General features: G+C 43.0%; 28 protein-coding genes and 2 pseudogenes. 16 read left to right on the forward strand and 14 right to left on the reverse strand.

What is annotated here, in order from left to right; genetic code table 11:
* Nucleotides 1-12 precede the first annotated feature (12 nt).
* A complete protein-coding gene (locus P4S58_RS19840) occupies nucleotides 13-933 on the forward strand; it encodes a LysR family transcriptional regulator (protein ID WP_337165343.1) in 921 nt (306 codons plus the stop codon).
* 75 nt (nucleotides 934-1,008) lie between these two features.
* Here P4S58_RS19840 and ppiC read toward each other — a convergent pair whose 3' ends face one another.
* Nucleotides 1,009-1,287 (reverse strand): peptidylprolyl isomerase PpiC, encoded by a 279-nt coding sequence (ppiC, locus tag P4S58_RS19845; RefSeq protein WP_042485582.1) that lies wholly within the window; start codon nucleotides 1,285-1,287, stop codon nucleotides 1,009-1,011.
* Nucleotides 1,288-1,459: 172 nt separating this feature from the next.
* On the opposite strand from ppiC, the gene P4S58_RS19850 reads away from it, so the two are divergent.
* Nucleotides 1,460-2,371 (forward strand): chemotaxis protein, encoded by a 912-nt coding sequence (locus tag P4S58_RS19850; RefSeq protein ID WP_042485579.1) that lies wholly within the window; start codon nucleotides 1,460-1,462, stop codon nucleotides 2,369-2,371.
* 80 nt (nucleotides 2,372-2,451) lie between these two features.
* Here P4S58_RS19850 and P4S58_RS19855 read toward each other — a convergent pair whose 3' ends face one another.
* The gene (locus P4S58_RS19855; RefSeq protein WP_042485577.1) at nucleotides 2,452-2,814 is read right to left on the reverse strand and encodes an MmcQ/YjbR family DNA-binding protein; all 363 of its coding nucleotides are present in this window, start codon (nucleotides 2,812-2,814) and stop codon (nucleotides 2,452-2,454) included.
* Nucleotides 2,815-2,831: 17 nt separating this feature from the next.
* Nucleotides 2,832-3,317, reverse strand: coding sequence for a MarR family winged helix-turn-helix transcriptional regulator (locus P4S58_RS19860; protein ID WP_042485574.1), 486 nt, complete (start codon nucleotides 3,315-3,317; stop codon nucleotides 2,832-2,834).
* A 118-nt stretch (nucleotides 3,318-3,435) separates the two neighbouring features.
* Here P4S58_RS19860 and P4S58_RS19865 point away from each other — a divergent pair, with 118 nt between their 5' ends.
* Nucleotides 3,436-4,332 carry a DMT family transporter gene (locus tag P4S58_RS19865; RefSeq protein WP_337165347.1) on the forward strand — a complete coding sequence of 299 codons (897 nt, stop codon included), beginning with the start codon at nucleotides 3,436-3,438 and terminating at the stop codon, nucleotides 4,330-4,332.
* Between the two features lie 201 nt (nucleotides 4,333-4,533).
* Nucleotides 4,534-5,550 (forward strand): GGDEF domain-containing protein, encoded by a 1,017-nt coding sequence (locus P4S58_RS19870; protein ID WP_102953670.1) that lies wholly within the window; start codon nucleotides 4,534-4,536, stop codon nucleotides 5,548-5,550.
* Between the two features lie 103 nt (nucleotides 5,551-5,653).
* Here the strand turns inward: P4S58_RS19870 and P4S58_RS19875 are convergent, their stop codons facing one another.
* Nucleotides 5,654-6,232, reverse strand: a complete 579-nt coding sequence (locus tag P4S58_RS19875) for a malate synthase (protein ID WP_042485562.1) — start codon at nucleotides 6,230-6,232, stop codon at nucleotides 5,654-5,656.
* Between the two features lie 226 nt (nucleotides 6,233-6,458).
* Here P4S58_RS19875 and P4S58_RS19880 point away from each other — a divergent pair.
* A pseudogene (locus tag P4S58_RS19880) lies at nucleotides 6,459-7,993 on the forward strand (DUF3612 domain-containing protein).
* A gap of 306 nt (nucleotides 7,994-8,299) precedes the next feature.
* Here P4S58_RS19880 and P4S58_RS19885 read toward each other — a convergent pair.
* Nucleotides 8,300-9,657: pseudogene (locus P4S58_RS19885) on the reverse strand (diguanylate cyclase).
* Between the two features lie 150 nt (nucleotides 9,658-9,807).
* On the opposite strand from P4S58_RS19885, the gene P4S58_RS19890 reads away from it, so the two are divergent.
* The 3 genes from P4S58_RS19890 to P4S58_RS19900 all read left to right on the forward strand — a co-directional run bounded on the left by P4S58_RS19890 (nucleotide 9,808) and on the right by P4S58_RS19900 (nucleotide 13,088).
* A complete protein-coding gene (locus P4S58_RS19890; RefSeq protein WP_337165348.1) occupies nucleotides 9,808-10,413 on the forward strand; it encodes an alpha-ketoglutarate-dependent dioxygenase AlkB family protein in 606 nt (201 codons plus the stop codon).
* Between the two features lie 100 nt (nucleotides 10,414-10,513).
* Nucleotides 10,514-11,623, forward strand: coding sequence for a DUF3541 domain-containing protein (locus P4S58_RS19895; RefSeq protein WP_337165349.1), 1,110 nt, complete (start codon nucleotides 10,514-10,516; stop codon nucleotides 11,621-11,623).
* A 295-nt stretch (nucleotides 11,624-11,918) separates the two neighbouring features.
* On the forward strand, nucleotides 11,919-13,088 hold the full coding sequence (locus tag P4S58_RS19900) for a GGDEF domain-containing protein (RefSeq protein WP_337165351.1): 1,170 nt from the start codon (nucleotides 11,919-11,921) through the stop codon (nucleotides 13,086-13,088).
* On the opposite strand, the gene P4S58_RS19905 is transcribed toward P4S58_RS19900, so the two are convergent.
* Nucleotides 13,069-13,362, reverse strand: coding sequence for a hypothetical protein (locus P4S58_RS19905; RefSeq protein ID WP_042485547.1), 294 nt, complete (start codon nucleotides 13,360-13,362; stop codon nucleotides 13,069-13,071). The two genes, P4S58_RS19900 and P4S58_RS19905, sit on opposite strands and share 20 nt — an antisense overlap.
* A gap of 216 nt (nucleotides 13,363-13,578) precedes the next feature.
* On the opposite strand from P4S58_RS19905, the gene P4S58_RS19910 reads away from it, so the two are divergent.
* Nucleotides 13,579-14,427 (forward strand): pirin family protein, encoded by an 849-nt coding sequence (locus P4S58_RS19910; RefSeq protein ID WP_042485544.1) that lies wholly within the window; start codon nucleotides 13,579-13,581, stop codon nucleotides 14,425-14,427.
* Between the two features lie 158 nt (nucleotides 14,428-14,585).
* On the opposite strand, the gene ppnP is transcribed toward P4S58_RS19910, so the two are convergent.
* A complete protein-coding gene (gene ppnP, locus P4S58_RS19915) occupies nucleotides 14,586-14,867 on the reverse strand; it encodes a pyrimidine/purine nucleoside phosphorylase (RefSeq protein WP_042485543.1) in 282 nt (93 codons plus the stop codon).
* Between the two features lie 349 nt (nucleotides 14,868-15,216).
* Between ppnP and P4S58_RS19920 the strand changes: the two genes are divergently transcribed.
* Nucleotides 15,217-15,651: a DUF2850 domain-containing protein gene (locus P4S58_RS19920; protein ID WP_337165353.1), complete on the forward strand. Its 435-nt coding sequence runs from the start codon at nucleotides 15,217-15,219 to the stop codon at nucleotides 15,649-15,651.
* Here P4S58_RS19920 and P4S58_RS19925 read toward each other — a convergent pair.
* Nucleotides 15,648-17,015: a TrkH family potassium uptake protein gene (locus tag P4S58_RS19925; protein ID WP_102962424.1), complete on the reverse strand. Its 1,368-nt coding sequence runs from the start codon at nucleotides 17,013-17,015 to the stop codon at nucleotides 15,648-15,650. The two genes, P4S58_RS19920 and P4S58_RS19925, sit on opposite strands and share 4 nt — an antisense overlap.
* A complete protein-coding gene (locus P4S58_RS19930; protein ID WP_042485535.1) occupies nucleotides 17,012-17,674 on the reverse strand; it encodes a potassium channel family protein in 663 nt (220 codons plus the stop codon). Before P4S58_RS19930 ends, P4S58_RS19925 begins: the two co-directional genes overlap by 4 nt.
* Nucleotides 17,675-17,885: 211 nt before the next feature.
* Here P4S58_RS19930 and P4S58_RS19935 point away from each other — a divergent pair, with 211 nt between their 5' ends.
* From P4S58_RS19935 to P4S58_RS19945, 3 genes are all read left to right on the forward strand, one after another.
* On the forward strand, nucleotides 17,886-18,965 hold the full coding sequence (locus P4S58_RS19935; protein WP_180980059.1) for a mechanosensitive ion channel domain-containing protein: 1,080 nt from the start codon (nucleotides 17,886-17,888) through the stop codon (nucleotides 18,963-18,965).
* An 81-nt stretch (nucleotides 18,966-19,046) separates the two neighbouring features.
* The gene (locus tag P4S58_RS19940) at nucleotides 19,047-19,796 is read left to right on the forward strand and encodes an AzlC family ABC transporter permease (RefSeq protein ID WP_337165357.1); all 750 of its coding nucleotides are present in this window, start codon (nucleotides 19,047-19,049) and stop codon (nucleotides 19,794-19,796) included.
* Nucleotides 19,793-20,110, forward strand: coding sequence for an AzlD domain-containing protein (locus P4S58_RS19945; protein ID WP_102941785.1), 318 nt, complete (start codon nucleotides 19,793-19,795; stop codon nucleotides 20,108-20,110). Before P4S58_RS19940 ends, P4S58_RS19945 begins: the two co-directional genes overlap by 4 nt.
* An 83-nt stretch (nucleotides 20,111-20,193) precedes the next feature.
* Here P4S58_RS19945 and P4S58_RS19950 read toward each other — a convergent pair whose 3' ends face one another.
* Both P4S58_RS19950 and P4S58_RS19955 read right to left on the reverse strand, forming a co-directional pair.
* Complete coding sequence (locus P4S58_RS19950; RefSeq protein ID WP_337165359.1) at nucleotides 20,194-20,808, reverse strand: fumarylacetoacetate hydrolase family protein; 615 nt, start codon at nucleotides 20,806-20,808, stop codon at nucleotides 20,194-20,196.
* Nucleotides 20,809-20,920: 112 nt separating this feature from the next.
* Complete coding sequence (locus P4S58_RS19955; RefSeq protein ID WP_102953683.1) at nucleotides 20,921-21,388, reverse strand: MarR family winged helix-turn-helix transcriptional regulator; 468 nt, start codon at nucleotides 21,386-21,388, stop codon at nucleotides 20,921-20,923.
* A 111-nt stretch (nucleotides 21,389-21,499) separates the two neighbouring features.
* Here P4S58_RS19955 and P4S58_RS19960 point away from each other — a divergent pair, with 111 nt between their 5' ends.
* From P4S58_RS19960 to P4S58_RS19970, 3 genes are all read left to right on the forward strand, one after another.
* Complete coding sequence (locus tag P4S58_RS19960; RefSeq protein WP_042485518.1) at nucleotides 21,500-21,925, forward strand: organic hydroperoxide resistance protein; 426 nt, start codon at nucleotides 21,500-21,502, stop codon at nucleotides 21,923-21,925.
* 562 nt (nucleotides 21,926-22,487) lie between these two features.
* Nucleotides 22,488-23,384 carry a DMT family transporter gene (locus tag P4S58_RS19965; RefSeq protein WP_337165362.1) on the forward strand — a complete coding sequence of 299 codons (897 nt, stop codon included), beginning with the start codon at nucleotides 22,488-22,490 and terminating at the stop codon, nucleotides 23,382-23,384.
* A 55-nt stretch (nucleotides 23,385-23,439) separates the two neighbouring features.
* Entirely contained in the window at nucleotides 23,440-24,069 is a 630-nt protein-coding gene (locus P4S58_RS19970; protein ID WP_269348484.1) for a glutaredoxin family protein, read from the forward strand.
* A 58-nt stretch (nucleotides 24,070-24,127) separates the two neighbouring features.
* Here P4S58_RS19970 and P4S58_RS19975 read toward each other — a convergent pair whose 3' ends face one another.
* From P4S58_RS19975 to P4S58_RS19985, 3 genes are all read right to left on the reverse strand, one after another.
* The gene (locus P4S58_RS19975) at nucleotides 24,128-24,268 is read right to left on the reverse strand and encodes a hypothetical protein (RefSeq protein WP_180980107.1); all 141 of its coding nucleotides are present in this window, start codon (nucleotides 24,266-24,268) and stop codon (nucleotides 24,128-24,130) included.
* Between the two features lie 20 nt (nucleotides 24,269-24,288).
* Nucleotides 24,289-24,639, reverse strand: a complete 351-nt coding sequence (locus P4S58_RS19980) for a hypothetical protein (protein WP_337165366.1) — start codon at nucleotides 24,637-24,639, stop codon at nucleotides 24,289-24,291.
* Nucleotides 24,640-24,788: 149 nt separating this feature from the next.
* Nucleotides 24,789-26,102, reverse strand: a complete 1,314-nt coding sequence (locus P4S58_RS19985; protein WP_180980106.1) for a peptidoglycan DD-metalloendopeptidase family protein — start codon at nucleotides 26,100-26,102, stop codon at nucleotides 24,789-24,791.
* Between the last annotated feature and the right edge of the window lie 26 nt (nucleotides 26,103-26,128).

The following is a 26,128-nucleotide window of genomic DNA, read 5'->3' on the forward strand; positions in this document are numbered from 1 at the left end:
CTAGAGCTACTCATGATTAATTTCGACTACAACTTGCTGAAAGTACTCTCAGTTTTGCTAGAAACACAAAACACAACCACCACTGCAGATAAGTTAACCACCAGCCAGCCGGCAATTAGCCGCTCGCTGAAGCGGTTAAGAGAGTTATTCGCTGACGACCTACTGGTACGCAGTGGAGGGCAGATGACTCTTACACCAAGAGCGGAAAACCTCAAAACACAATTGCCTGAGATACTCGGAGCCATTAATAAATTGGTAGATCAATCGGTTAGGTTTGATCCTTCGACAGAGACTCGTAACTTGAATATTGCGATGAACAGCTCAATCGGCCAATGGTTTGCGGCTCCTCTCGCTCAACACCTCTCTGAGAAGGCTCCTCTCATTAATTTAACCATTGAGGATTGGACAGAAACCACCACCCGCAAAATCGATGCTGGCGAGATTCAATTCGGAATTAACTATTTTCCTATGGAGTTGCCAAAACACTTTGTGCAAAGAAAAGGAGGAAGAGATCACTTCGGTATCGTTTGTAGCAAAAAACACCCGCTCGCAAACAAGGTGATAAGCTTAGATGACTTTACATACTACCCATTTGCAGTCCACATCATCAAAGATTGGAATGAGAAAGAACAACATATTTCTCGACTGTTAAGACCTTTCAATGTCGAACCGAGAATCCAATTACGCACCACTCACCTAAGTGTAATTTTGGATGCTATTGGTAAGAGGGATTTACTTTTTCCATGCTCAACACACTTAATTGACCAACTCGATGACCGTTATACAAGCATTCAGATGCATGAAAGCCTTCCGATTCTAGAAGGCCACTTTGGCTATGTGTATGGCGTGAAATGGCGAAATGAGCTTATTACTCAATGGCTAGAAGAAACGATCAATACATTGATGCTCTCCTTGGGTATTCAAGCCAACTAACTCTACATCATAATAAAAAACCCTAAACATAGTGCTTAGGGGGCTCATAAAAACTAACGATAAAGTGTGTTGTTGCTATGTTCTATAGAGAACTTTTAGCACATGCCAACCGAACTTCGTTTTTACTAGCTGAGGGGTGAGAATTTCACCTTGAAAGCAAGCTTTATCAAACTGTGGCACCATTTGACCCTGACGAAATTCGCCTAGGTCTCCACCTTTTTTACCTGATGGGCATAACGAGTGCTTCTTTGCCAGCACCTGAAATTTGGCGCCCTTTTTAAGCTGCTGAATGATATCTTCCGCTTGCTCTTTGTGCTTAACCAAAATGTGAAGGGCTGCTGCGGTTCTTGCCATTTCATTCTCTCCTCATTTCTAAAGCGCGAAGTCTAACCTAAGCTAAAGGGACACGCACCCCACTTTTTGAAAACTAAAATAGAAAATAAGCGTCTAAATCAATGCCACCCGTTGATGATATGGCAATATGCGTTAGTATAGTTACCAGTAAAGTTATTGAAGTAGTACCACTATGGCTAAGACAATAAGTAAGGCAAATCAGTCACAAGGGATGTTAATGTTCACTTTGAACCTGCAAAAGCAGCTGTTCGCTATTGGAACATTAAAAGTTCGCGAAATTGTGCCCTATATGCCGATGACTCAGATCCCTTATTCACATCACCATGTGATAGGTACGGTCACGTTTCGTAATTTAACGATACCAGTGATCGACATGGCTGCTGCGATTGGTTTTCGACCTATTGCCCCAAACGAGTACGAAAAAAGTTATTTAATCGTTACTGATTGTTTGCGTACCGTCGTGGCGTTTATGGTTCGCAGCATTGAAAAAATCATTGACTGTAACTGGCGCGCTATTGAGTCAGCGCCAAGCACCGCTGGTAAAAATGTTTTTGTTACTGGGATTACACGTTACGAAGACAAAATTGTTCAGTTGCTCGATGTCGAATTACTGCTTTCAAAAATTTACCCGCAATATGAATCGACCAAGGTACCAATGCTGACAGACGTAGAACGTGAACGTCTTAAAGCACTAAATATTTTACTTGTAGACGATTCATCGATTGCCCGCAAACAGTTATCGGATGCGTTAGACCGAATTAACATCCCATACTACGTGTGCAAGAACGGAAATGAAGCGGCTGAGTTTATGAAGAAGATGGCGAACGAAAACAACGCTATCGACCTACTCGTCAGTGATATTGAAATGCCAGGCCTTGATGGCTATGAGCTTGCGTTTGAAGTACAAAATGATAAATCACTAAGCCATGCCTACATCATTCTGCACACTTCACTATCAAGTGAAATTTGTGTCGACAGAGCTCATCAGGTTGGCGCACATGAAGCACTTGAGAAGTTTAATGCAACAGAACTGATTGAGGCGATGTTGCGAGGCGCAAAGCGGTTAGAATCTCAAATGGCTTAATACGCCGATATGCTAAAGACAGATAAAAAATGCAACCTGTGCGTTGCATTTTTTATTGGTCAAAGAGAAAGCGGGAAACATTAAGGCATCAATAATTGAAGCGCTTCCCTATCTGATTTTTTCAGCTTACTCACGACTAATCGGAATGATCTCAAACACAGATCTTCTATCATTTCAGGTTCAACATCTCCGTCCAAAATGACAGAAATCCAGTGTCGTTTATTCATATGATAACCCGGTTTAATCGCATCAAACTGGTCGGTAAGAAACGCGCCGTCTTGAGGCTCGCATTTTAAGGTAACGAACGGTTTTTCAGTATCGAATGCAAGATACGCAAACATTTTGTCGCGTATCTTAAAAACTAAAGGATCCGGCCCGAAAGGATTACTCGCTTCAGCCTGCGGTAGGTTGTTTAAATACTCTTCTAAACGCTGCACATCCATCGGTTTCGCCTTCCTTCTTAATCTTCGAATATTTTAAGCCACAGCTTCAAACATTGACCTATTTGTTGTTGTTCTGCCTTTGATAAACCAACCACAAGTTCTTCCTGAGCCTTTACATGTTCTGTGACCAACGCTTCAACCAAAGCCAAACCATCTTCCGTCAGCTCAACTTCGATGCTACGTCGATCGGCTTGGCTGTGCTGGCGAAGTATAAGGTTTTTACTTTCCAACTTATCCAATCGGTTTGTCATAGCTCCCGATGTTAAAAGCATAGAGCTAAGCAACTCAGAAGGTGTCAGCCGATAAGGAGCACCAGCTCTGCGTAAAGTCGCAAGAACATCAAACTCACCCATTTTTAAATCATATTTCTTGTGAACTTCCGCTATTCGGCCTTCAAGAATCTTAGACAGACGCATCAGGCGTCCTATCATAGCCATTGGCGTCGTGTTGAGATCCGGCCTCTCTTTACCCCACTGGGATACGGCTCTATCAATTGCATCCATTGTTTATAACTCTCTCTTTTTCATTGCCTTAAAATACTTCAATGTAAAGATACTTTACAATAACTAATTTTTGTTTTAGATTTCCTCCCATTGATATCTTGATATAAAGATACTTAACATGAACATTTTATTTGCCATGATTCCCGCTTTCTTTTGGGGAACCACATACGCTGTCACACAATACACCCTAGCAGGTTGGCCTCCGCTGCTGCTCGGTGCTCTGCGAGCTTTGCCTGCAGGGCTAATCTTGCTTGCTCTAAAACCAACTTTTCCAGCTAAAACAAGCTGGAAGCCTTTGATTACCATCGGCCTTGTAAATATCGCGGCTTTCTTTAGCCTGATATTTGTTATGGCACTGACGCTACCTTCTGCTATTGCTGGTGTCGGGATGATCTCAGTACCGGTATTTGCTATGGCATTTCATTGGATGTTTAACCGCAGTGCGCCATCGAAAATTCAGTTAACTAGCGGCGCATTGTTGGTGTTTCTCGCATGGCTGCTGTTTGACCCGAAATCCATTACATTAAGCCCCATTGGTTTGATCGCCATGTTGGCGGCTATCTCATGCATTATTTACGGTTCCTCTCTGACAAAAACCTTGGGCGGGAAAATTGACTGGTGGACAGTTCTGACATGGCAACTCGTCATAGGCGGCATAGCACTCTCGATTGTGGCCTTGATTCACGCGAGCGTGCATCCACAGCCATACGTTGATGCAATACAGTCCTTCTCCACAACCAATCTTGGTGGGTTAGTCTGGATAACGTTACTTAACACCGCATTTAGTTATAGTTTGTACGTGTGGCTGTTGCAGCGTATGTCGATTGTCGATTTTACCTTTGGTGGTATTGCTAACCCAATTGCAGGGATTGTCTGTGGTGGATTGCTGATGAATGAACTGTATTCACTTCATCAATACGGTCTTATGGGCGGAATGATTATCGTATCTCTGTTGCCTCAACTCGTGGTGTTACTGAAAAAACGTCACGCCACACAACTCGCGTTACAAAAATAAATCGTTAAGAAACATTCACAGAGCCTTGCATCTTGTTTGATAACCATTTGATGAACAATCACACAAGTGCATTGCCTCAGTAATAAATACTTAAAGTATTCTATGCGGAAAGGCTCAAATAGGCGTTATTTTTGGAGCGCAAAGCGTTGAATTCCGCTACTCTTAGCGTATTACTTTCGACGCATTTATTTATATTAAGAAATGAACGAAGACGAGTTTAAAAGAGCCACTTCTAATCTTAAAAAGGCAGTACCACTTATGATGAAGCATCGCATCGCTGCGACGCCATCGAACTACGCCTTGTGGTATACCTACGCGGATAATACGATTCCAGAGTTGAACCAAGAAATGGATTATATTCTGGAGAGTTTTGGGTTTTGCCCAGCCGCCACGGGTGATCAGCTGTATAAAGATTATATTGCTTCAAAAGCAGAAACGAGTATCCACGAGCTAAGACAAAACGTCGAATTGCTGGTACATGAAATTTCTAGCTCAATGGATGATACCTTGTCCGATGCGAGCGCTTTTTCGCAAGTCATCGATAAAAGTTTTTCTAACTTAGAAAAAATGCAAAACGAGAACCTTTCCATTGATGAAGTCATGGGCGTTATTCGTCAATTGGTCAATGAATCCGAAGATATTCGTCATTCGACACGCTTCCTCAATAAACAGCTAAACAGCGCTAGCCAAGAGATTTCTCGTTTGAAATCACAGTTAGCTCAAGTACACAAAGCGGCTTTGTTTGATAGCCTTTCCGGTTTATATAACCGCCGAGCATTCGATGATGATTTGGCGTCATTGATGCAGTCTGAACAGGCACTCAGTCTTATCTTTTTGGATATTGATCATTTCAAAGTATTCAACGATGAATATGGTCATCTGTTCGGCGATACTGTGATTCGCGCAATTGCAAAACGGCTGCAAACCAGTTGTCAGGGTGGCATTACGGCCTATCGCTACGGTGGCGAAGAGTTCGCGTTACTGGTTCCACACAAATCTTTGCGCGTAGCGCGTCAGTTCGCTGAAATGCTTCGAACATCGATTGAAAGGCTCAACGTGAAAGATCGCCGCACAAGCGAGCAAGTAAATAGTATTACCGCCTCTTTTGGTGTTGCAGAAAAAATGCCCAAGGACACGTCTGAAACACTGGTTGAGCGTGCAGACAGAAAGCTTTATGAAGCGAAAAAAATGGGTAGAAACCGAGTCATGCCTTTCTAAAAAGACAACCATTCATTAAGTCAAAAAAAACCTCCCGAGTTACAGCGGGAGGTGCTCGCAGAGCTTAAGACAGGTTGGATAGAGTACAGTGAGATTGGGTGAGTTAAAGACTGAAGCTATAACTCAATACGTACTCTTCACCACACTTCGAAACGTATTCTTTATCCTCACTGCACGCTTGAGGCTTACCACGCTCATCACCTTTTACCAAACTAATCCAGTGGCGCATCGCTACAGTTGGAATAGAAGTCTCGTCGGTTTGCATAAACGTTGTACATGTTTCTAATTGGATATCTTCAATCTCCACCAGCTCAATACAACCCGTACCTCGATGACAACCTAGCGTCACTTCTACATGGCTACCGCTGCCATCACGGAACAATATTGAGCACGGTTTTTCTTTGTTGCCGATATAAGCAACAAAATGTTTAGGGTGCTTCAAGCCACTATGGCGGCCATCTTTAAAGTACGCCAGTACATGGTTGTAATCGATCATGTAGCTGGTCACGTCTTGGTGAGAACCACTTTCCAGAGGGAACAAACGGTCAAGCAACTGTTTCGCTTTCACTTGTTTCTCTCGTGATTGGTGCGCACTGACGGTTTCGACGGCGAACACTGCTTCAGCGATAAATGGTTTATGTTGTTTTTGAATTTCAGTTTTATCAAATGTCAGCATATTCATCGTCTTTTCCTTATTGGATTAAGCCCTTCCTGTTTGGCAACGCTATTACCTATTTTTGCTAGCGATAACCAATCGACTGGGTGTCTTTGTTCAAAAATAGTCCCAGTTCATATTTCTCAAACTTGTGTTTAATTTTTATTCAAGTTTGTGACTGGGTTAATTTGTAGACTAGCGCAATTTTACATACAATTTCACAACAAAAATTTTACAATGTGAATTTTACAAAATGGCCGTGTCAAAAAGCTTAGTTAGACAATCTCACTTTTTGGGTACCAAGGTGAGAAACCTGAGAAAACGCAACCACTTAACCATGGAAGATCTTTCTGCACGCTGTATTCGCATCAATTCAGAATACGCGCCTTCGGTTTCCTACCTTTCAATGATTGAAAGGGGAAAGCGTGTTCCGAGTGTAGAAATGTTGAAAGTCATCGCGGAAGTTTTCCAAAAAGATCCCGCTTGGTTTCTTGATGATGAGCCCGAGCAAACCGACATCACCCCAGAAAAAGGCAATCGAGGTGGAATCAGTGGTATGGCTCTGGAGCCCAGCTTCTTATTTTCCAACGATATTTTACAGATTGCGATTCCAGAGATGCTTTCTCAAACCGGGATAACTGGCAAACAGTTCGCCCATTTGCTTATTCGAGCTCATCAGGAAAGTCTACAAAACCACTTCCCTGATTTAGAAAGAGCCGCAGAAGAGATAGGCCAGAAACGTCTTAATCTCGCGGTTGAAGACCTGTTTGATATCGCCAAAAGTTTAGGACTCAACATTCGCTGGGTGAAGAGAACACCTCATGATGTTGTTGATGAACTTGGAGTGAGCGCAAAGCAACTCGTTACCTCTTTTTTGAGCCACCAGATACCATTTACCTCAACGAAGTCTTGCGACAATACCCGACTCGCCTCAAATACGACTTAGCGGTGTATATCGGTCATAACGTGCTGCACAGCAAAGATGGGCTGAAAAACGTTTTGTCGGTCGGACATTCAAACCGTTGGGAAGAGCAGCCTAATTCTCAGTCCAGCTCTGAACTTAACTCTCAAGATATCCTTCAGGCATGGCGTGATTTTGAATCCAGCTTTTTCGCTGGCGCACTGCTTTGCCCGAAAGTCCCTTTTCGTCAGCTACTGGATAGAAATGGTTATGAAATCGATGTGCACAAGAAAGCGGGAGTGTCGCCTTCTGTAGCGATGCGCCGCATGACGGTGGTTTCTCCCTACCCACACTGGCATTACTTTGATGCTTATGGTCCGGGTAAACTCAAAGCGGTTTATCGCGGTAATGGTATTCCACTGCCTTGGGGAAACATGCGTAAGGTTCACGACCCTTGTCAGCACTGGGCAGTATTCAGACGTCTAGCCGAGCCTCAAGAAGGGAGTTCCGCGCAAATCTCTATCCTCAATGTGGGTGACGAACCAAGAATCTACTGCTGTGAGTCAATCAACGTGTTAGACGCCGCAGGAAATACACGCGTGCTCTGTGCCGGAGTAGATTTAAACCCAGCAATCGCGGCACAGGGCGGTGACGCAAACTCCATTGCTGAAGAGTTGAAGTCTTCTTGTGTCAGCCAAGGCGGTACAACCATTATTCCAACACATATTAAAAAGGATTTAAGAACTATCGCTCGTATCCTCAATATAAACTGGATTGAGAGAGGTATTGAAGGAGATGCGAGGCTAATCTGTTCACGAGGTGCTGTGTGTCCTAGAAAACCCAGCTGTTATGCCAAATGCGCTGATTCAGACGAAGACTTGATATGAAATCTCTTCTTCCGACATGAAAAAACAGATAAAAAAAAGCCAATCACAATGCCCGTGATTGGCTATAGATATGTGTGAACAAAATAAATTCACTAACAACGTCAGTTGGCTAGGTGATCCTTGGCTTAAAAGGATCACACTACATAATGCAGATAGTGTGCCAACTTTATTTTGACCAAAAATAACCCATTTAGTACATAAAACATGCCGTTTCATTACAACCAATGTCATAACGAAATTGCATAATGCGAAATTTTGCAATTTGCAACGTAAGACGTTACGCAAATTGATGTAAGAATCGAATGATTAAACCAATCTATTCTTGACAGCATACATGGCTTCATCGGCCGCTTTGAGCATGTCGTCAATATCAACAAATTTGGACTGATAGAGTGTATAGCCAACGCTGGCATGAATGTTTAGAAGCGTTTTATCGTAAATAACTGGAGAATCAGATATCGCCTTTTCTATGCTCTTGCTGATGTTCTCCAAATCTGAAACCCGATTAATGCGCGGTAGGAGTATTAAGAACTCATCTCCCCCATTCTCGATACAATATCCGAAGCGCGAAGCGCCGATAGTATTCGCTCAGAACAAGCAATAAGAACTTTATCTCCCGCATCGTGGCCGTATTTATCATTGATGGATTTAAATTTATCCAAATCAATGTTCAAAATGGCAAAGCTGTTCTTCCCTTTCGATTTTTCTGCCAACTCAAAAAAGTGTTGTAGTGTGAACATAAAATAACGGCGGTTTGGTAACTTGGTCAGCTCGTCAAACATGGCGCGTTCATTTGCAATTGTGTAAAGGCGATAAATGATGAATGCCAGAATGATCAATATCAGCAAGAAAGGGTAACCTTGTAAACGAATGATATTGCTTTGATACCAAGGGAGCTGATCAAGGAAATCTCTCTTTTCTGAAGCTGCGATCACCCAACTTCCGTAGGGAAAGTTCACTACTTCTGTTGCAAACGCATTATCAAAAGTACTCAATTCACCAAAGAATACGTCACCTTGATCTCCAGAACTATCAATGCCACGAATAGCAAAATTGTAGGAATAGCCGAAAGTCTCAACACCTGATTCAGAAAAAAGTGAATCCCAGTTAATAACAATGCTGCATACCCCCCAATATTCGCTATTGATTGGCGGGTCGGTAAAGATTGGAACGCGAGCTACGATGGCTTTGCCACCTTGTACTAGATTCACCGGTCCGGAAATGAAGATATCTTGGATTTCTCTGGCTTTATTTATGGATTCCCACTGTTGCGGTACCGTTCTGTAATCCAAGCCAAGAGCCGCTTGATTGCCTTCTAACGGATAAATGTACTTAATGACATCGTTGGGCGCCAAACCCACAACTTGAACGTGTTTCCCTTTACGCAGCACACTCGCAGCGACCTGAGGCCAATCAACAATATCAGCATCTGGACGCAATGTGACCAATGCCTGTAGGCCATTGGTAGCGTATATGTCGGACAAAATAGAAGCCTCGAGACGAAATCGAATCGACAACAGCTCTTCTTTAGCTCGAGTGTACAGCCCTTCTCTCATGAAATTTCGTTGGCTAACATTGAAAGATTCAATCAAACCAGCAAAAATCAAAAGAAAAGTCAGTAGTAGCGTTCTAACTATCCATAGCTTGCCTGAGATAGCTCCCATGCAACGTTCCTTCAACTGTGCAGTGATTAAAACTACAGTATTATTATGTCGCACGTAGATACGACGACGAGCTTTTTAAATGTAATACTGTTTGACCAATCCCAAGCCAAATAATCGTACATCTTAATAATAATATTATGGATATAACTTATGGAATTTGCGTTGTTTCCCTTAAACGAAAGTGACAACAATTGGATAGAGCCGCAAAATGCGCGCCTATTTTATGCACCCAATTTTCTATCGGAACAACAGGCAGACCAAAGTTTTCTCAACCTCAGAAATGAACTGGATTGGCAGCAGGAGAAGATCCAATTGTTCGGAAAACACGTTCTGCAACCTAGATTACAGGCTTGGCACGGAGACAAATCCTACACCTACTCTGGATTATCTATGCAGCCTCAACCATGGACACCTACCCTGCTGGAACTGAAATCTCGTTGTGAAGCCGTCGCTAAACTTAATTTCAACTCTGTGCTGGCTAATTTATATCGCGATGGACAAGACTCTATGGGTTGGCATCAGGATAATGAAACTGAGTTGGGCATCAATCCAGTTATTGCCTCACTTACCTTGGGTGAATCTCGCCGATTTGTTTTGCGTCATCTCTCCACCAAAGAGAAATACGAAGTCGAACTTGGACACGGTTCTTTATTGATTATGGCGGGTGAAACTCAACACTACTGGCAGCACAGCGTTCCTAAAACAGCAAAGCCCAAAGAAGAACGTATTAATCTCACTTTTCGTCACATCAGTTAAACTGCGTTAGGAATTCACATACAACTGACTCATTGCTCACACAAATTAGTTAGCCACCATTAATACTAGCGACAATCATTTTTTCAACTTCATAATCATCATGTTATTACGGAAGAAATACATAGCGTTTGGTATCGGAGCTTCACTACTTCTGCTTTCTGCTTTGTCCAATTGCACGGAAACCACGCAACTTCAAACTCAGCAAGAAGAAAAAAGCGACCAGTATTTCGCCGACGTTATTCGAAACACCTATGAGAGTCAGCTTTATACATTGCCCGCTTTTAAGGAAGGTCACTATGCACTGCGAATGTATCGCCAAACGTCCAACGAAAAATACCAAGCGGCGATATGGAGTGATCTGGCTAGAGTCGCGAGTCGGTTAAACCGCTATGCAGAAGAAATTCACACTCCGGAACAGATCTATATGCATAGTCAAAAGAAGCTTACCGGCTACTTAGACGAAACAGATGAACGATCAAAATTGCGCTATACCGTCACCAAACACAATCCTGAATACCTCTATTTGGGTGTTGGCCTCCTAGGCTCTATGGCTCGCGCTGATGAATATGGCTTAAAACACAAACAAGATGCGAAACTGCGTGAAATTATTCGTCGTTACGACTTTACCAAGTATGTGACAGACCAAGGCATGATCAAAGCGTGGGCAGCGCAACTCGCCAATCAGGTGTACTGGCTGAAGCAACTGGGTGAGCAGGATGTTGTAGCGCCGTTTATTGAAGCTTTCCGCAATACCTATCCGGACAGTGAAGATGAACACCTCACCAATCAACAGTTCGGCAATAAGCTCTACGGTATGACACACATTATATTTGCTGATTCACAGTACTATCAGCATGCTGTCCCCGAAGCAGAGTATCAATGGATCTACGATTATTTTCGCAACAACATCGATACGATTTTGTTGAAAGCCAAAGAAGATATCATTGCGGAAGTTGGGATATCTTTTCTTCTCGCAGGACTAAACAATGACCCAGTGGTAGAAAAAACCAGACAGCACATCAGAGATGCCATCAATCGCGATCAAGGCATGATTCCTTCCACTTCCGGTGATTTCGATTTGAGTTACGGAGAACACCGCAATGTTCTGGCTATTATGTTACTTGACTGGCAACAGGTGAACGCCATTCCAACAATCGAAAAACAGCCGCAAATTTTTGCCAGCCTGCCATACGGATTGGTATCAAAATAAAAATCACCACTGCCCAAGGCAGTGGTTTAGAGCTGGCAACCCAAGGCGCAAGTTATTGCGCCTTTTGCACATACTCTGCCGCTCAACAAAGCACTTTTTATTTTCCATTTCTGTGTGTACAAAACAGATTTAGACAGCGATTAGCGACCTTCCCAAACTTTAGCATGAGCTAAAACAACCAAGTTTAGCTAGAAAAGTGAAAGCCATCACAAGATTTTTCACTCTTTTGGCCTTACTTCCATTTATTTCTCCTAGACTTTAACCGAGTTGGTTTGCATCTAGGACGATTCTAATAATGAATAAACTGATGGGAAATCAGTTAAAGGAGATGGCGGAGATAAGTTCAGTCAGAAAACACAAAGTAATATTATTAAGTTCGCTCTTATCAATAATTGTTTTTACTCTTTACGGTTATCACCATCTAACGAACAATAACTTTATCTTTGGTTTTCTGTGTGCAGCTAGTCTATTCGTCACAACAGCTAATCTGATTTACCTGCTAATTGCAAAGGACGCTAAATATACCGACGTTATCCTCACTTCAGTGTTGTTAACACAGGCATTTATGGTTTTTGTCTATGGGGCAGAACTAGAAAATCGTCTACTGTGGGTATATCCGATACTTGCGGCGATTATCTTCATCAATACCTTTGTAGTGGGATTGATCATTAGTTGTACCTGCTGCACATTGGCAGGCATCGCCATTTACGGCCATCTTGTCTTAGTAAGCAGTGACATGCTAGCTGCTGAACGCTTTTTCATCAGCCTTATTGCCATGTGCGCAGTATGTAACACTTCATCCTACTTCTACGCCAAAGCAATAAACTACATCACCTCACTCTACTTAGAAGGGATTGAAAAACTTGCCTATCGAGATCATTTAACAGGTCTAGCGAATCGCTGGAGCTTTGAAAATTGGGCAACAATGAAGCTATCAGAAATCCCCAAAGACGGGAGAGTTACAGCATTGGTCTTTCTGGATATTGATAATTTCAAACACATCAACGACAGTTATGGACATGAAATGGGCGATAAAATTCTAAAGAATTTTGCACACCGAATTAAGAATAACGTCCGTACACGAGACAGGAAAACCAACAAGGCTGATTTCTCTATAGCGAGATATGCTGGCGATGAGTTTGTATTGCTGCTTTATGATGTGAAATCGCTAAAAGATCTCGATAACATTCTGTATCGGATATGCCATCTTTTTGATAGCAAATACAAAGATAAACAATTACTTAGTAATGTAACCATTAGCGTGGGTGCCGCACTCTACCCTCAAGACGCAGACAACCTTTCAGAATTAACCCGCTGTGCTGACAAAGCAATGTATGCCGCCAAACACAATGGCAAAAACCAATATTGCTACTACCAAAATGTCGGTAACTATCAAACACAGCTGTTGAACTACCCAGATGGAAAAGTCACTCCGATACACAGAGCTACTGAGTTAAATACATAACCCCCAGCGCCAATAGCGCAACAAGAACCATAAACATCGCATATTGATGCGAGCTTCTTTTACCCGTTTTCGGTTTGGCTTCTTTTCTCTGTTCAGCAAAACGCGCTCTGCGAGCAACTTCAATTACAGAAGGCGCTTCGCTTTCTTCTATAGCCTCTCGCTTTTTCTGTGCTTTATTTGCTGCACGAGTGTATCTGTGTAACTGATCGACGGTAAGGTCGTCATCAGGGTCGTAGCGAGGGTTCTGGTCGTTATGTTTAGGAAGAACTGCCATTGCAACCTCCTCGTTCATTTCACTTACAATCAAAGTATAGACCAAACGTGAAACCGACTAGAAAAGTGCGAGGCCATATAACACTCATTCGAAATTATTGAATGACATCCTCGACTAACACCTCTCATCCTTTGTTTAATCCTCTACTACAATTCGTGCATAGAAACAAAAGGTCAACCGACCTCATCTACCCTATAAAGTTACGGTATAAAAATTATGAGTACACAACGTGAAATCCGCCAAATCATTCCAGCGCAACCAACTTCAGACGGTGATGGCGTAAAAATCAAACGCGTAGCTGGTTTCAACAACGCCTCTTTTTCTCCGTTTTTAATGGTGGATGAGCTTAAATCAGACCAACGTAAAGATTATGTCGGAGGCTTTCCTCCACACCCACATCGCGGAATTGAAACACTTACCTATATGCTAAAAGGCCATTTTGAGCATAAAGATCATATGGGTAATGTAGGTTCGCTTCGCTCGGGTGGCGCTCAATGGATGGCAGCAGGACAAGGTGTGATCCATAGTGAAATGCCTATTATGCAAGATGGCGATTTACACGGTTTCCAAATTTGGATTAATCAGCCAGCGCGCGACAAAATGAAACCAGCGCAATACCATGATTTCCAACCTGAAACCATTACAGAATTCAGAGATGAAGAATTAGGTTTATTGCGAGTATTAGCAGGTGATATCACCGCTAACGGTACCGATTTGCAAGGCCCACTGACCAGAACGGGTGTACCAGCTACGGTTGCTGATTGGCAAACAAATGCTGGCAGTGCAGTTACACTGCAAACACCTAAGCATCACAATGTTATGCTTTACGCCTACAAAGGCAGTATTAAAGTCGGTGAACGAGTTCTAATGCAAGGCGAGTTTGCGTTACTGTCTAGCGGGGAATCATTTTCTATGACGGCGAACGATACGAGTGGTGTGTTGATTTTCAGCGGCGAACCAATCAATGAACCTGTGGTTCACTATGGCCCATTTGTAATGAACTCAATTCAAGAAATTGAACAAGCGATTAATGATTACAACTCAGGCTTATTCCAAACCTATTAATGATTCAATTTGAAAGACCGCTTTGGTTTTTCGATGGCTCGTTGGTTACCGCAATTTGTGTTGTAAGCAACGAGCGCCCAAACAAAAAGAGAATAATCCACTGCCCATTCCTTTTTGCTTTGCCACACTAGTGATTTAACTAGTGTGGCTTTTTCTGATTATAAGTATTCGCACAGATAAGCAGTATCAGTGTCAACTTTGACTTCAAATGAAGCATTGCCTGCCACTTCAAATGCGTCACCACTTTCAAAAGTGGTCCAGTCTTTGTCACCAATTCGCTTAATTGTGAGAGCGCCTTTTACCACTGTCATACACTCTGGGTTACCCGTACTAAACGTGTAACTTCCCGGCAACATAACTCCGACAGTGACATCTTTATCTGCGTGCGTAAAACCTAAAGACTTAACAGAGCCTTCAAAATAAGTGTTTTCCTTAATCATCGTTCTTCCTTGTAAATTATCAATTGATGGTTGATCCAGCGACAGCGTATTGTTTTAACGCATTACCTGTTTTGATTCAAGACGCAAAATACCCAGATTATTTTTATTGAATTATAAATAAGCGCGTCACCCAGCTCGCATTCACGTGTCACACTTGGTCACCCACGTTGTGACTTTTGGTTATTGTCTGTGCTGTAATACACGCCAACCACAATAGTGAAAAAGCGAAATCCGTTCACACACTTTCAAACTCATGCTATTTGATGGTACTTTTAGCAAGCCGTAAGAATGAACTTACAAAATGAACAAGCAGTCGGAGTCGTAAGGATCGGTTGATCCTAAGAATCATATGTCAAAAGAAGCATTATTTAAGTCAGTATTTGCCACTACCTTAGGCGTCGCAGCTTTGCTGTGTGGGGCACTCATTTACTTTGGCTACCAAGCTTATACCAACCCATCCCAAGTATATGGCTCTTGGATTGAAATTAACGCACCAGGCTATCGTACTGAAGTACTCACATTGAGTGACCAAGGTGTGTTTCGCAATCACCGCTTAATCAGCACAAGTTTTGAATATGATGGTAAGAACATCAAGATAGAAACTGGGCAAGGCCGTTCTGTTTATGCGTTGGCCGGAACAGAGAACTCGCCACAATTAAAGCGAATTCAGCCGGCATCTCCAATCCAACGTTTTATTAAACAAGGCTTTGAAGATACCGTTGATTCAGAAAGTGCAGCGGAAACGCGACGCAGCGCAATCACCAGTCACTTCGATCAGAACTAACCAGTCAGCACTGTATCTTCCGGATATTTCAACAGCGTTGGCTGTGGTGTCGCAAGCATATACGCCAATGTTAGCGGCCCGATACGACCAATGATCATCACTACCACCATAATGTATTTACCCGCTTCAGAAAGTTCAGCCGTTAACCCTGTTGAAAGCCCGACGGTGGCAAAAGCTGAAATCGTTTCAAACAAGATATGATCAAAACTGGCGTTTTTTTCGGTAATCATAAGCAGAAACATAGCGATCGTTAGCAAAGCACCACTGACAACAATAATCGCTAATGCCTTAGTTACCGTTGGCCAGTTAACTGTACGTCGGAACATCACTACATGTCTCTTCTGACGTAAAAACGACCACGTAGCGACAAACGCTACAGCAAAAGTCGAGACTTTAATCCCGCCTCCCGTTGATGTGGAACCCGCACCAATAAGCATCAAAATGATCATCACCAGCAATGCCGGACGAGTATATTGAGCTAAATCGACACTGTTAAAACCTGCGGTTCGAGCGGTTGCAGACTGGAAAAAAGCCGCTAACCATTGCGATTCTAAATCCAGATTTTGCATGGTGTTTGGATTGTGCCGTTCTAACAACCAGAACAACACGGTGCCTATAAACAACAAGGTCGGCGTTGCAGTTAGCATTATTTTGGTATGCAAACTCAGTCGATGTAAGCCTTTACGCCAATTCGTCCAGACATCACCAACAACGGTGAATCCCAACCCGCCAAAGATAAATAAACTGGCAAGAGTAATAATTACTAAAGGATCGCCCACATAGCCCATCATGCTGTCCGAAAACAAGGAGAAACCGGCGTTATTAAACGCTGATATGGCATGAAAAAGCGCGTAAAACAGCCCTGTTGACCACCCTAACTCGGGAACCCAGCGAAACGATAGAATCACAAACCCGATAAATTCTGCGATTAAAGCAAAAGTGATGATTCTGGTGACCAGTCTGCGCAGGTTAATCGCTCGGTCTTGGCCCAGTGCATCTTTCGCCAACGCCTGTTGGTACAAGCTCAGGCGCACACCGAATAGATACAGAAGTACCGCAGACAGAGTCATCTGCCCCAGCCCACCAACTTGCATTAACGCCATCAATAGAATTTTGCCCGCTAAGGTAAAGTGTTGCCCTGTATCAACCACACCAAGACCGGTCACACTGATTGCCGAAGTTGCGGTGAACAGCGCATCGGCAAAGCTTAAGCCGGAAACAGAAAAGACAGGGAGAGTCAGCAAAATAGCGGAAGGTATCAGAACCCAAAGGAAGCTGAGCAAGATAATCTTCGGCTCAGAACTTTTCTTTTCATTATGTTTTTTATCTAGAGGATAGAAAACACCGCTGCGAAATAGACTCATAAAGATTTCAACTTAGCCATTAATACGTCTTTAGGGCCGGCGACAATTAACATGTCCCCAATTTCCATCACTTTATCAAGATCAGGATTTTTGATGATTTCTGGGCCACGTTTAAAGCCTAGAACCTGAATCTCATCATTTTGACACAAACTCAGTTGCCCTAGAGTTTTGCCCATCAAGCGAGAACCAATCACCACTTCGGTCATGGCAAGATTGCTGCCTAACTCCTGAAATTCCAAGACTCGCTTATCCAGCATCTTGCGAGCTACGCGAACACCCATATCGCGCTCGGGCATAATGATGTGGTCAGCGCCAATTTTTTGCAGAATCTTAGCGTGAAACTTGTCGTTCGCTTTTACCCAAACAGACTTCACACCCGACTCTTTCATCACAAGCGTGGTAAGAATCGATGCATTCACATCCTCACCGATTGAAATCATCACCATGTCGTAGTCACTGAGCTTTAACTCTTCCGCGGTATCTTCAAGCGTACAGTTAGCGACAACCGCTTGAGTGACAAACTGCGTTGCAGCTTTGACTTTGTCTTCATTTACATCAACAGCCAGCACTTGTGCACCAGCGTCTGCCAACTCTTGGCAAACCGATAAACCAAAACGCCCTAAGCCGATAACGGCAAATTGCTTATCACGAATTTTCATTTTATGGCCTTACTGACTCAAAGGGTTACTCTGCGCTATTGGCGCTAACCAAACAAATTAAACCATTACCAAACTTGTTGAATACTATTGGACGACTTTTTAGTTAGCATAGAATGCCTTTAAAAATTCGCCACTTAACTCACATAATCTAGAGAACAAACCCACTTTCTGTTAATTTAGATGAGAAAAATGACATCAAATTTGGATAGTTATGAACGAATTATTAACACAGCTTCAAACTTCTCAGTACCTCAAAGGCTGGGATAACAGCGTAATTTTCATCACGTTAGCAAGTTTAATTGCTTGGGTGATTTGGCGATTCGTTTATAACCACTTATCCAATATCAGTGAAAAAACCAAGTTTCACTGGGACGACCTAATACTACATGCCTTAAAAACCCCAATCAGTACTTTGATTTGGTGTTGGCCTGCAACCATATCTCTTGGATTGCTGCTGGATGATAACATTCAAAGCAAATTCAGTTGGTTAGCAACAAGTAAAAAGCTCATGCTTGCGGCTGTCTTCATTTGGATTCTGATTCGCTTAGCCATCAATATCGAGCAATACCTCCTTCAAGACAAGAGCCGTGATGAAACAACCATACAAGCCGCGAGTAAAGTGGCCCGTCTCATCATCTTAACGATAGGTTTACTCACGGTGATGCAAACACTGGGGGTAAGTTTGCGAGGCTTGCTGACCTTTGGTGGTGTCGGTGGTTTGATCGTCGGTCTTGCGGCCAAAGATCTGCTTTCGAATTTCTTTGGCGGGTTGATGATTTACTTCGATCGCCCTTTCAAAGTAGGAGAATGGATTCGCTCTCCAGACCGCGAAATTGAAGGCACTGTTGAGCGTATTGGTTGGCGTATGACCATCATACGCACATTCGACAAACGACCACTTTATGTACCGAACTCTGTATTCAGCAACATTATTGTTGAAAACCCGTCACGCATGAAGAACCGCCGCATCTATGAAACCATAGGTTTGCGTTATCAAGATGCCGATAAGATGGCAACGATTGTGGCTCAAGTTCGTGAAATGTTAGAAAACCACGAAGATATCGATGCGCAACAAACCTTGATTGTTAATTTCAACGCATTTGGTGCTTCATCCCTCGATTTCTTTATCTATACCTTCACAGAAACCATTAACTGGGTTCGCTATCACGAAGTGAAACAGGACGTGATGCTGAAAGTGATGGATATCATTCATCAAAATGGTGCGGATATCGCTTACCCGACTCGCACACTCATGATTGAGCCAAAAGAAGCACCTCTGTTCGACGAATGATCATTAACCAATAAGATGGATTGTAACGGTTCCCCAACTTACTCAAATAAATAAGGGGAACCATGATATTAAGGACGATTTATGAATAGTACGGCGATGCCGCACCACACTGTAGGCTCCAAACCACGGCTTTTTTGGCAAGGCACAGTTGCCATGCTGCCTCTCAGTGTCGCGGTTCTTCCTTGGGGTTTGCTCGCGGGTTCCTTTGCAATTGAGGCTGGGCTTAACCCCTTTGAAAGCCAAGCGTTGTCGGCAATCTTATTTGCGGGTTCTGCTCAATTAGTCGCAACAGGTATGATAAAAGCGGGCGCAGGCTTAATGACCATGCTGATCACCACCTTCTTCATCACTTCGCGGCACTTTCTTTATAGCGTCTCGATGAGAGGAAAAATCAGCCCACTACCTACCCGTTGGCGTGTGATTCTCGGGTTTCTGCTTACTGATGAACTGTTTGCATTATGTGGTCAACAAAGTGAAAAACAGTTTAACCGCTGGTATGCGTTGGGTGCTGGTTTTAGTTTCTATCTAATCTGGAACTTAGCCACTTTGGTCGGCATTGTCGCGGGAAGTTACATTCCGTCGCTCAATTCTATTGGTTTAGAGTTTGCAGTTGCAGCGACTTTTATTGCAATTGTTATCCCAAACGTTAAGAGCATTCCGATTCTTATTTCCGTAATTACCGCGTTAATACTGTCTGTCACTCTGACAATCTTTAATGTAAACGGCAGCTTAATGTATGCCAGCGTTGGCGCTATGTTAGCAGGATATTTCAGCGAACTAACCTTAACGAAAAAGACGCCAAGCAACAAAGAAACGGGAGATAAAGCATGATCATTCTCTCCATCTTGGCCATGACTTGTTTGGTGTTCCTCAGTCGGTATTTATTTCTTGAACCCAGACTGCCACTAAGACTTAGCCCGGGCGTGCAGAAGCTACTCAGCTATTCCAGCCCAGCGGTATTAACGGCAATTTGGGCACCGATCGTTTTTACGCACGACAGTCAGCTTAATACCTCAGTCAGCAACCCCTATCTTTGGGCTGCGGTTCTGGCTGGCATTATTGCTTGGAAAACGAAGAACGTACTGCTCACTACTGTGGTGAGTATGGCGGTATTTCTGGTGCTTAACTTGGTTGTTTGGGGATAAACAAGAAAAGGGAAAACGAAATCAGTTTTCCCTTCTCACATCACCCAATATGGATGACAGGTAAGAAGGGAAAGAATTGCCGATTATTCAGCCGGCCATTCAATCTCGATAAGTGTGGTATCGCCGCTTTTTAGACGACCTAGGAAAACATCGCCGCGATGAACTTCTCCCACACCTTGTGGAGTGCCTGTCATGATGATGTCGCCATCAAACAAAGTGGTGTAAGACTTTAATTCCTGCAAAATGACATTGGGTTTGAACATCATTTGTTCAACACCACCCGCCTGTACTCGAACGCAGTTGATCAGTAGCTCCAGATGCAGAGAAGCAATATCAATCCCTTCTAGCGGTATAAAACGGCTGAACACTGCTGATCCATCAAAAGCCTTTGCACGTTCCCAAGGTAGACCTTGTTTTTTCAATACAGATTGCTGTTCACGCTTGGTGAGGTCCAAACCCAAACCAACCGCAGCATACTTACCATCTTTAATCATGAAACAGATCTCTGTTTCGTAATGTAGAGTCTCCTGATGGAAAGCGTTCAGTATCGAGGTTACGCTGCTGTTGGGCTTGTTAAACACCACCATTTGATCAGGAATGGCATTATTTAACTCTTTAATATGCTCAACATAATTACGTCCAACACACACCACTTTTGACGGGTAAATCAGTTGCTCATCTAATCGAACCGAGTTCATTTTTCTTCCTTGAACATTGAATGAGCACAAATTTTATCTTATCCATACAATTCAACAACTAAATTGATGGATCTGTTACTAGAACTAAGATCTTTGACCCGATTTTCCAAGTTCAGGACAACTTCGCAATGACCTTTTCGCAAAGTGTTTTTAACGAAATCAGGTCATCCAATTCAAGGTCAAACTTACATAGCATAGCGTTGGGTACTGATAATGCTTTTTGCTTTAGTGCAAAACCTTCATCCGTTAGGAAAAGCTCTCGCACACGTTCGTCAGACTGACCACGTTTGCGCATCACAATACCTTTGTTTTCGAGACGCTTTAACAACGGAGTCAATGTTCCTGAATCGAGGTGCAATCGCTCGCCAAGAATTTTTACGTTAATACCGTTTGTCTCCCACAGTACCATCATCACTAAGTATTGCGCATAGGTAAGATCGAGAGCATCAAGCAATGGTCGATACGCACGAATCACGGCGTTGGCTGCGCTATACAAAGGAAAACACACCTGTTTATCAAGCAGTAGTAGCTCTTCTGTAGCAAGTGAATCCGTATTCTTGCCTGTTCCACAATGACTCATGTTTCTCTCTCTCAAAAATAAATTGTGCACAATATACTTGCATTCGACCTAAAGATCGATTTAATATTGCAAACAATTAGATTGCACACAACATATATTAAGGTGATAAACATGGCGACTATCTACACAACTAAAGCAACAGCACTAGCAGGCCGTAACGGTAAAGTTTCAACAGATGACGGTTTACTGTCTGTAGACTTGAGCTACCCAAAAGAAATGGGCGGTAACGGTACAGCGACAAACCCAGAGCAACTATTTGCAGCAGGCTACTCAGCATGTTTCTCAAACGCGATTCTTCATGTTGCTCGCGAAGCAAAAGTTGCGCTTAAATCCGCACCAGTAACCGCTGAAGTGGGCATTGGTCCTAACGAAACTGGTGGTTTCGCTCTAACTGTTAGCCTAGATGTTCAGTTAGATCTTGAAGAAGCGCAAGCGGTTGAACTAGTGAAAACGGCTCACCAAGTATGTCCTTACTCAAACGCAACTCGTGGCAATATCGCAGTTGGTCTGACAGCGAATGGCGTAAAAATCGCTTAATTTTTAGCATGTGTATTCAACAAGCTCGCCAAGTGCGAGCTTGTTTTGCAAGTCACAATAATGACAACAAGTTGAAATCAAACCGTCACGTAATCAGTCTACCTTTAGACGCAGCAAAGAAATTGGGTCAGATACTCTATGTATTTGTCACTCACAATGTTTGCTTGGTTTAAATACTCCCAAGATAAATCCTTTTGACCAAACATTCGTTTGGTCTTTTTTTTGCACCACATCACAGCGTTGTGCGCCATGAAGATGCACATGACGTTATTGTACAAACACGCAACATTTTCATAACCTATTGTAAATTAAGAAAAATAATTGTTGGCACAGTAAATGCTTTATAGAAAATACAAATGCAGGCAGCGTTTGTGCTTCTTTTCAGTGATAAGGCAGAAATCACTGGTCACTTCATGTTCTTTCGACCTCCTTCTAGGAGGTCTTTTTTTATCTGTAACTTACCTCAAAGATTCTGAACAGCTTCAACAGATAATCGACATTGGTTTCACTATAAATAGAACGTATGATTCACCCTATTATCTACTTTGTATAAGCATTTCAAATGAACGGAAAACACCAGCCAATCCATGGCGCTTTTTGGATGTTAACAGCGGGGTTAGCTTTTGCTGTTGTGAACAGCGTGACGCAAATTGCGACCATCAAGTTCGGGCTTACTTCAACTACGGTGGCTTTGATTCAATACGCAGTCGCTATTGTGGTTATCCTTCCCTATCTCAAAACGCTGGGCATTCGCCGATCTTTACGTACCCAACATTTTGGTTGGCACGTATTTCGTGTTTTCCTAGCCGTAATCGGTATTCAGTTATGGTTATGGGCACTCGCCTACCCTGTGCCTATCTGGCAAGGCATTGCTTTGCTGATGACTTCTCCACTATTTGCCACCGTAGGTTCTGGCTTAATTCTGAAAGAAAAAGTGGGATTCGCTCGTTGGGGAGCAACGCTGACTGGCTTTATCGGCGCAATGATCATTCTTGAACCGTGGGCTGAAGACTTTAGCTGGGCAACACTGCTTCCTGTTGGCGCTGCGTTTTTCTGGGCATGTTATTCACTGATGGTAAAGAAACTCTCTTCCGTCGATAACCCGTCCACTATGGTTGTTTACCTGTTGCTGCTGATTACACCGTTTAACCTGCTTTTGGCTATTCCTGAATGGCAAACACCTGTCGGCGGCACGTTATGGGTATTACTTATTGCTGCTGGCGCGATGACAGCCTTAGCTCAGTGGTCGATAGTTAAAGCATACTCTGTAGCGGATGCGTCCTTCGTACAGCCTTTCGACCATGCAAAACTGCCGTTGAATGTTCTTGCTGGCTGGATGGTTTTCGGTTGGGTTCCACCGGGTAGACTATGGCTTGGGGCAATCATTATCATCTTGTCTGTCGCCTTCATTACTCAGTGGGAAGCAAAAAAGAGCCACGTTGAAATAAAAACCGCCTGAGTTCGTTCTTATGTTGTAAGTGATCAAGCGAAAGTTAACTGGGTATCTATCAGCCATGACAAAGCCAATTAAAATAACTTTATATCGATGGGCAGGCAGCTTCGGCCCATTTAAAGTGAACATTCCGTGCGGTGAATGCACACTGACAAAAGACATACTTCTCGATACGTTTAAAAACGAACTCGTAGACGTTCCTGTTGAATTAGAAGTGAAAGACTGGCTATCGCATTGGTGGGAACCTTTGAAGCACGGAGCTTGGCACGCGCCAATTGTTATCCTTGAAGGACAAGTCGTGAGCCAAGGAGAAGCCCTAAACCGAGGTCTGCTGGTACAAGCTGCGATTAAAGAATGGACAAAGCGTGACTCGTTGAAGGGCAATATCGTGTTTGGTAAAGAAACCTGCCCTTACTGCGCCAAAGCAAAACAGTTGCTGGACAAATCTGGCATCAATTACCAGTACCATGATGTGGTAAAAGACAGCGCGGCGCTGTACAGAATGATTCCCGAGGTGAAAGCCATTATCGGAGAAAAAACGCCCGTGACGGTTCCGCAAATATGGATTGAAGGCAACTACATCGGTGGATGCAGCGATTTAGAAACATGGTTAGCGCAACGAGATTTGAACCAAGAAAGCCTATCGAACGGCGAAAATGTTCATCCGATTCATCGCAAAGAGATTGGCTAAAACCATCTTCAATCGAATAAGTAAAAGCCCTGAGACTATTAACCTCAGGGCTTTTTAATTACTGAAAGATTTTCTTAACAAACATCTTTATACGCGATGATTTCTTCGCTTTAGCTTTTCCGTAAAGCGTGTCTTTCATCACTTGCTTTACAACCATTTCACCCGCCACCATATAGGCTGATGCTAATTGAAAATTCATAGGTATCAGCGAAAACTCAGTTAGCTTCTTTTAGGCTGCTTATAAGTTTTGCCAGCCGCTTGGTAGGTATCTTTATGTTTAACATCAAAATGGATATCAAAGAACCAAGCGACAAACTTAATCACATCATCACCTTCATTCATAATGTGCTCGACAAACTCTTGCTCTTCGCCTTGTTCATCCTGCTGCAAAAAGACGTGATAGATGCGCTGTTCACCATCAACTTCTGCTAATGCAAACTGACCTGTTAACGACTGAGCCGCTTCCGCAACCTCTTTATCTTCGCTCGCTTTTAGCAGCTCCAGAGCCTGAGGCAGGTTCTCTTTCTCACATAAGCCTTTTACTAAAGCTTCAAATTCGTTTTGCTGCATAAAATCTCTCCTCAATAAAGTACGCGGCGGATTATATACGTAAAGCGGCAGGCAACGCATCTTCACGTACATCTTTAAAACATAGATAGTTAAAACATAAAAAAGCCCCATCAAACGATAGGGCTCTTGAAACATTAATGAACCAACGACTAACCTTCTTGAGGAACGTCTTTGGTATTTGAAGCAAGCATGCTCTCTTTCGAGTCGAGAATTTTATCGAGCTGATCACGTCGAGCAAGGAACACGGACATCTCCTTTTTCGGCACCGAAGTTGCCATTGGGATATTCGCTTTCATTGCATCAACCGGACGACCACGGACGATCAATTCATAGTGCAAATGCGGACCAGTTACACGCCCTGATTTACCCGACAAACCAATGCGTTGGCCTCGAGTTACTTTCTGTCCTTTACGCACCAGTATCTTGCTCAAATGCAAATAACGAGTGCTATAGGTGTTGTCATGTTTAATCACAACATAGTTACCCGCATACGGATGGTTACGAGTCATGATCACTTCACCGTCACCGGTTGACAGGATTGGTGTACCTATCGGAGTCGCGAAATCCGTACCATTGTGCGGTGCATACTGTCCAGTAACAGGGTGATGACGATTAGGATCGAAGCCTGATGACATTCTCCAATGTGTTTTTGTTGGATAACGTTGAAAAGCACGTTGAAGACTGTTGCCATCTTTGTCGTAATACTGACCATCTTTGTATAAATACGCAGAAACTTCACTATTACGGCTATAAATTTTAATCGCTTGAATTTCTCGGTTGCCTGTCAGTTTTTCACCGACATACTGACGAGATTGCACCACTTCAAACTGGTCACCAGCACGTAAATCTCGGCCAAAATTCACTTTATCCTTCAACAACGCGACAATTTGATCGATCTCAGCACTGCCCAAACCAACTTTATTTGCAGACTGTGAAAAACTACCCTGAATTTCACCGACAAGAGCAAACTCTTTCCATCGGCTAGGTAAAGTTACGTCCTTATATTCAAAACTTCCATCTTCAACACGCGAATAAACCGCTCGCTCAACCAAACTAAACTCTAACTCCATCTTCGCCAGAGTTCGTTTGTTATCGCCTGACCAGAAACGCAGTATGTTGCCAGGCTTCAGTGTATCCAGGGCCAGATAGTTTAAGTCGGTTTCCATTATCTTCATCAGCTCTTGGTAGGAAAAACCAAGCTGATTAAAGATGCTACTTAAATTATCACCGGATTTGATTACATATTCGTAATCAGGAAGTGGCAAACTCTCTTGCTTTGTCTCGCCAAAAATCGATTCTACTACGTCTGATTCTTGGATAGATAAAGCAATACGTCGCTGATTTGACTCAGGATTTGACGATAACAAGATGGCTGCAGCAGCTACAATAGGTAACCCTAATGCAAAGGCTTTCTTTCTTTTTGAAAGCTCTGAAAATCGCAAAATAACAGATTTTGAAAGCACAACCTTACCTGTGTAAATCATTTAAA

Source organism: Vibrio sp. Hal054 (assembly GCF_037162405.1).
Lineage (GTDB): Bacteria > Pseudomonadota > Gammaproteobacteria > Enterobacterales > Vibrionaceae > Vibrio > Vibrio diazotrophicus.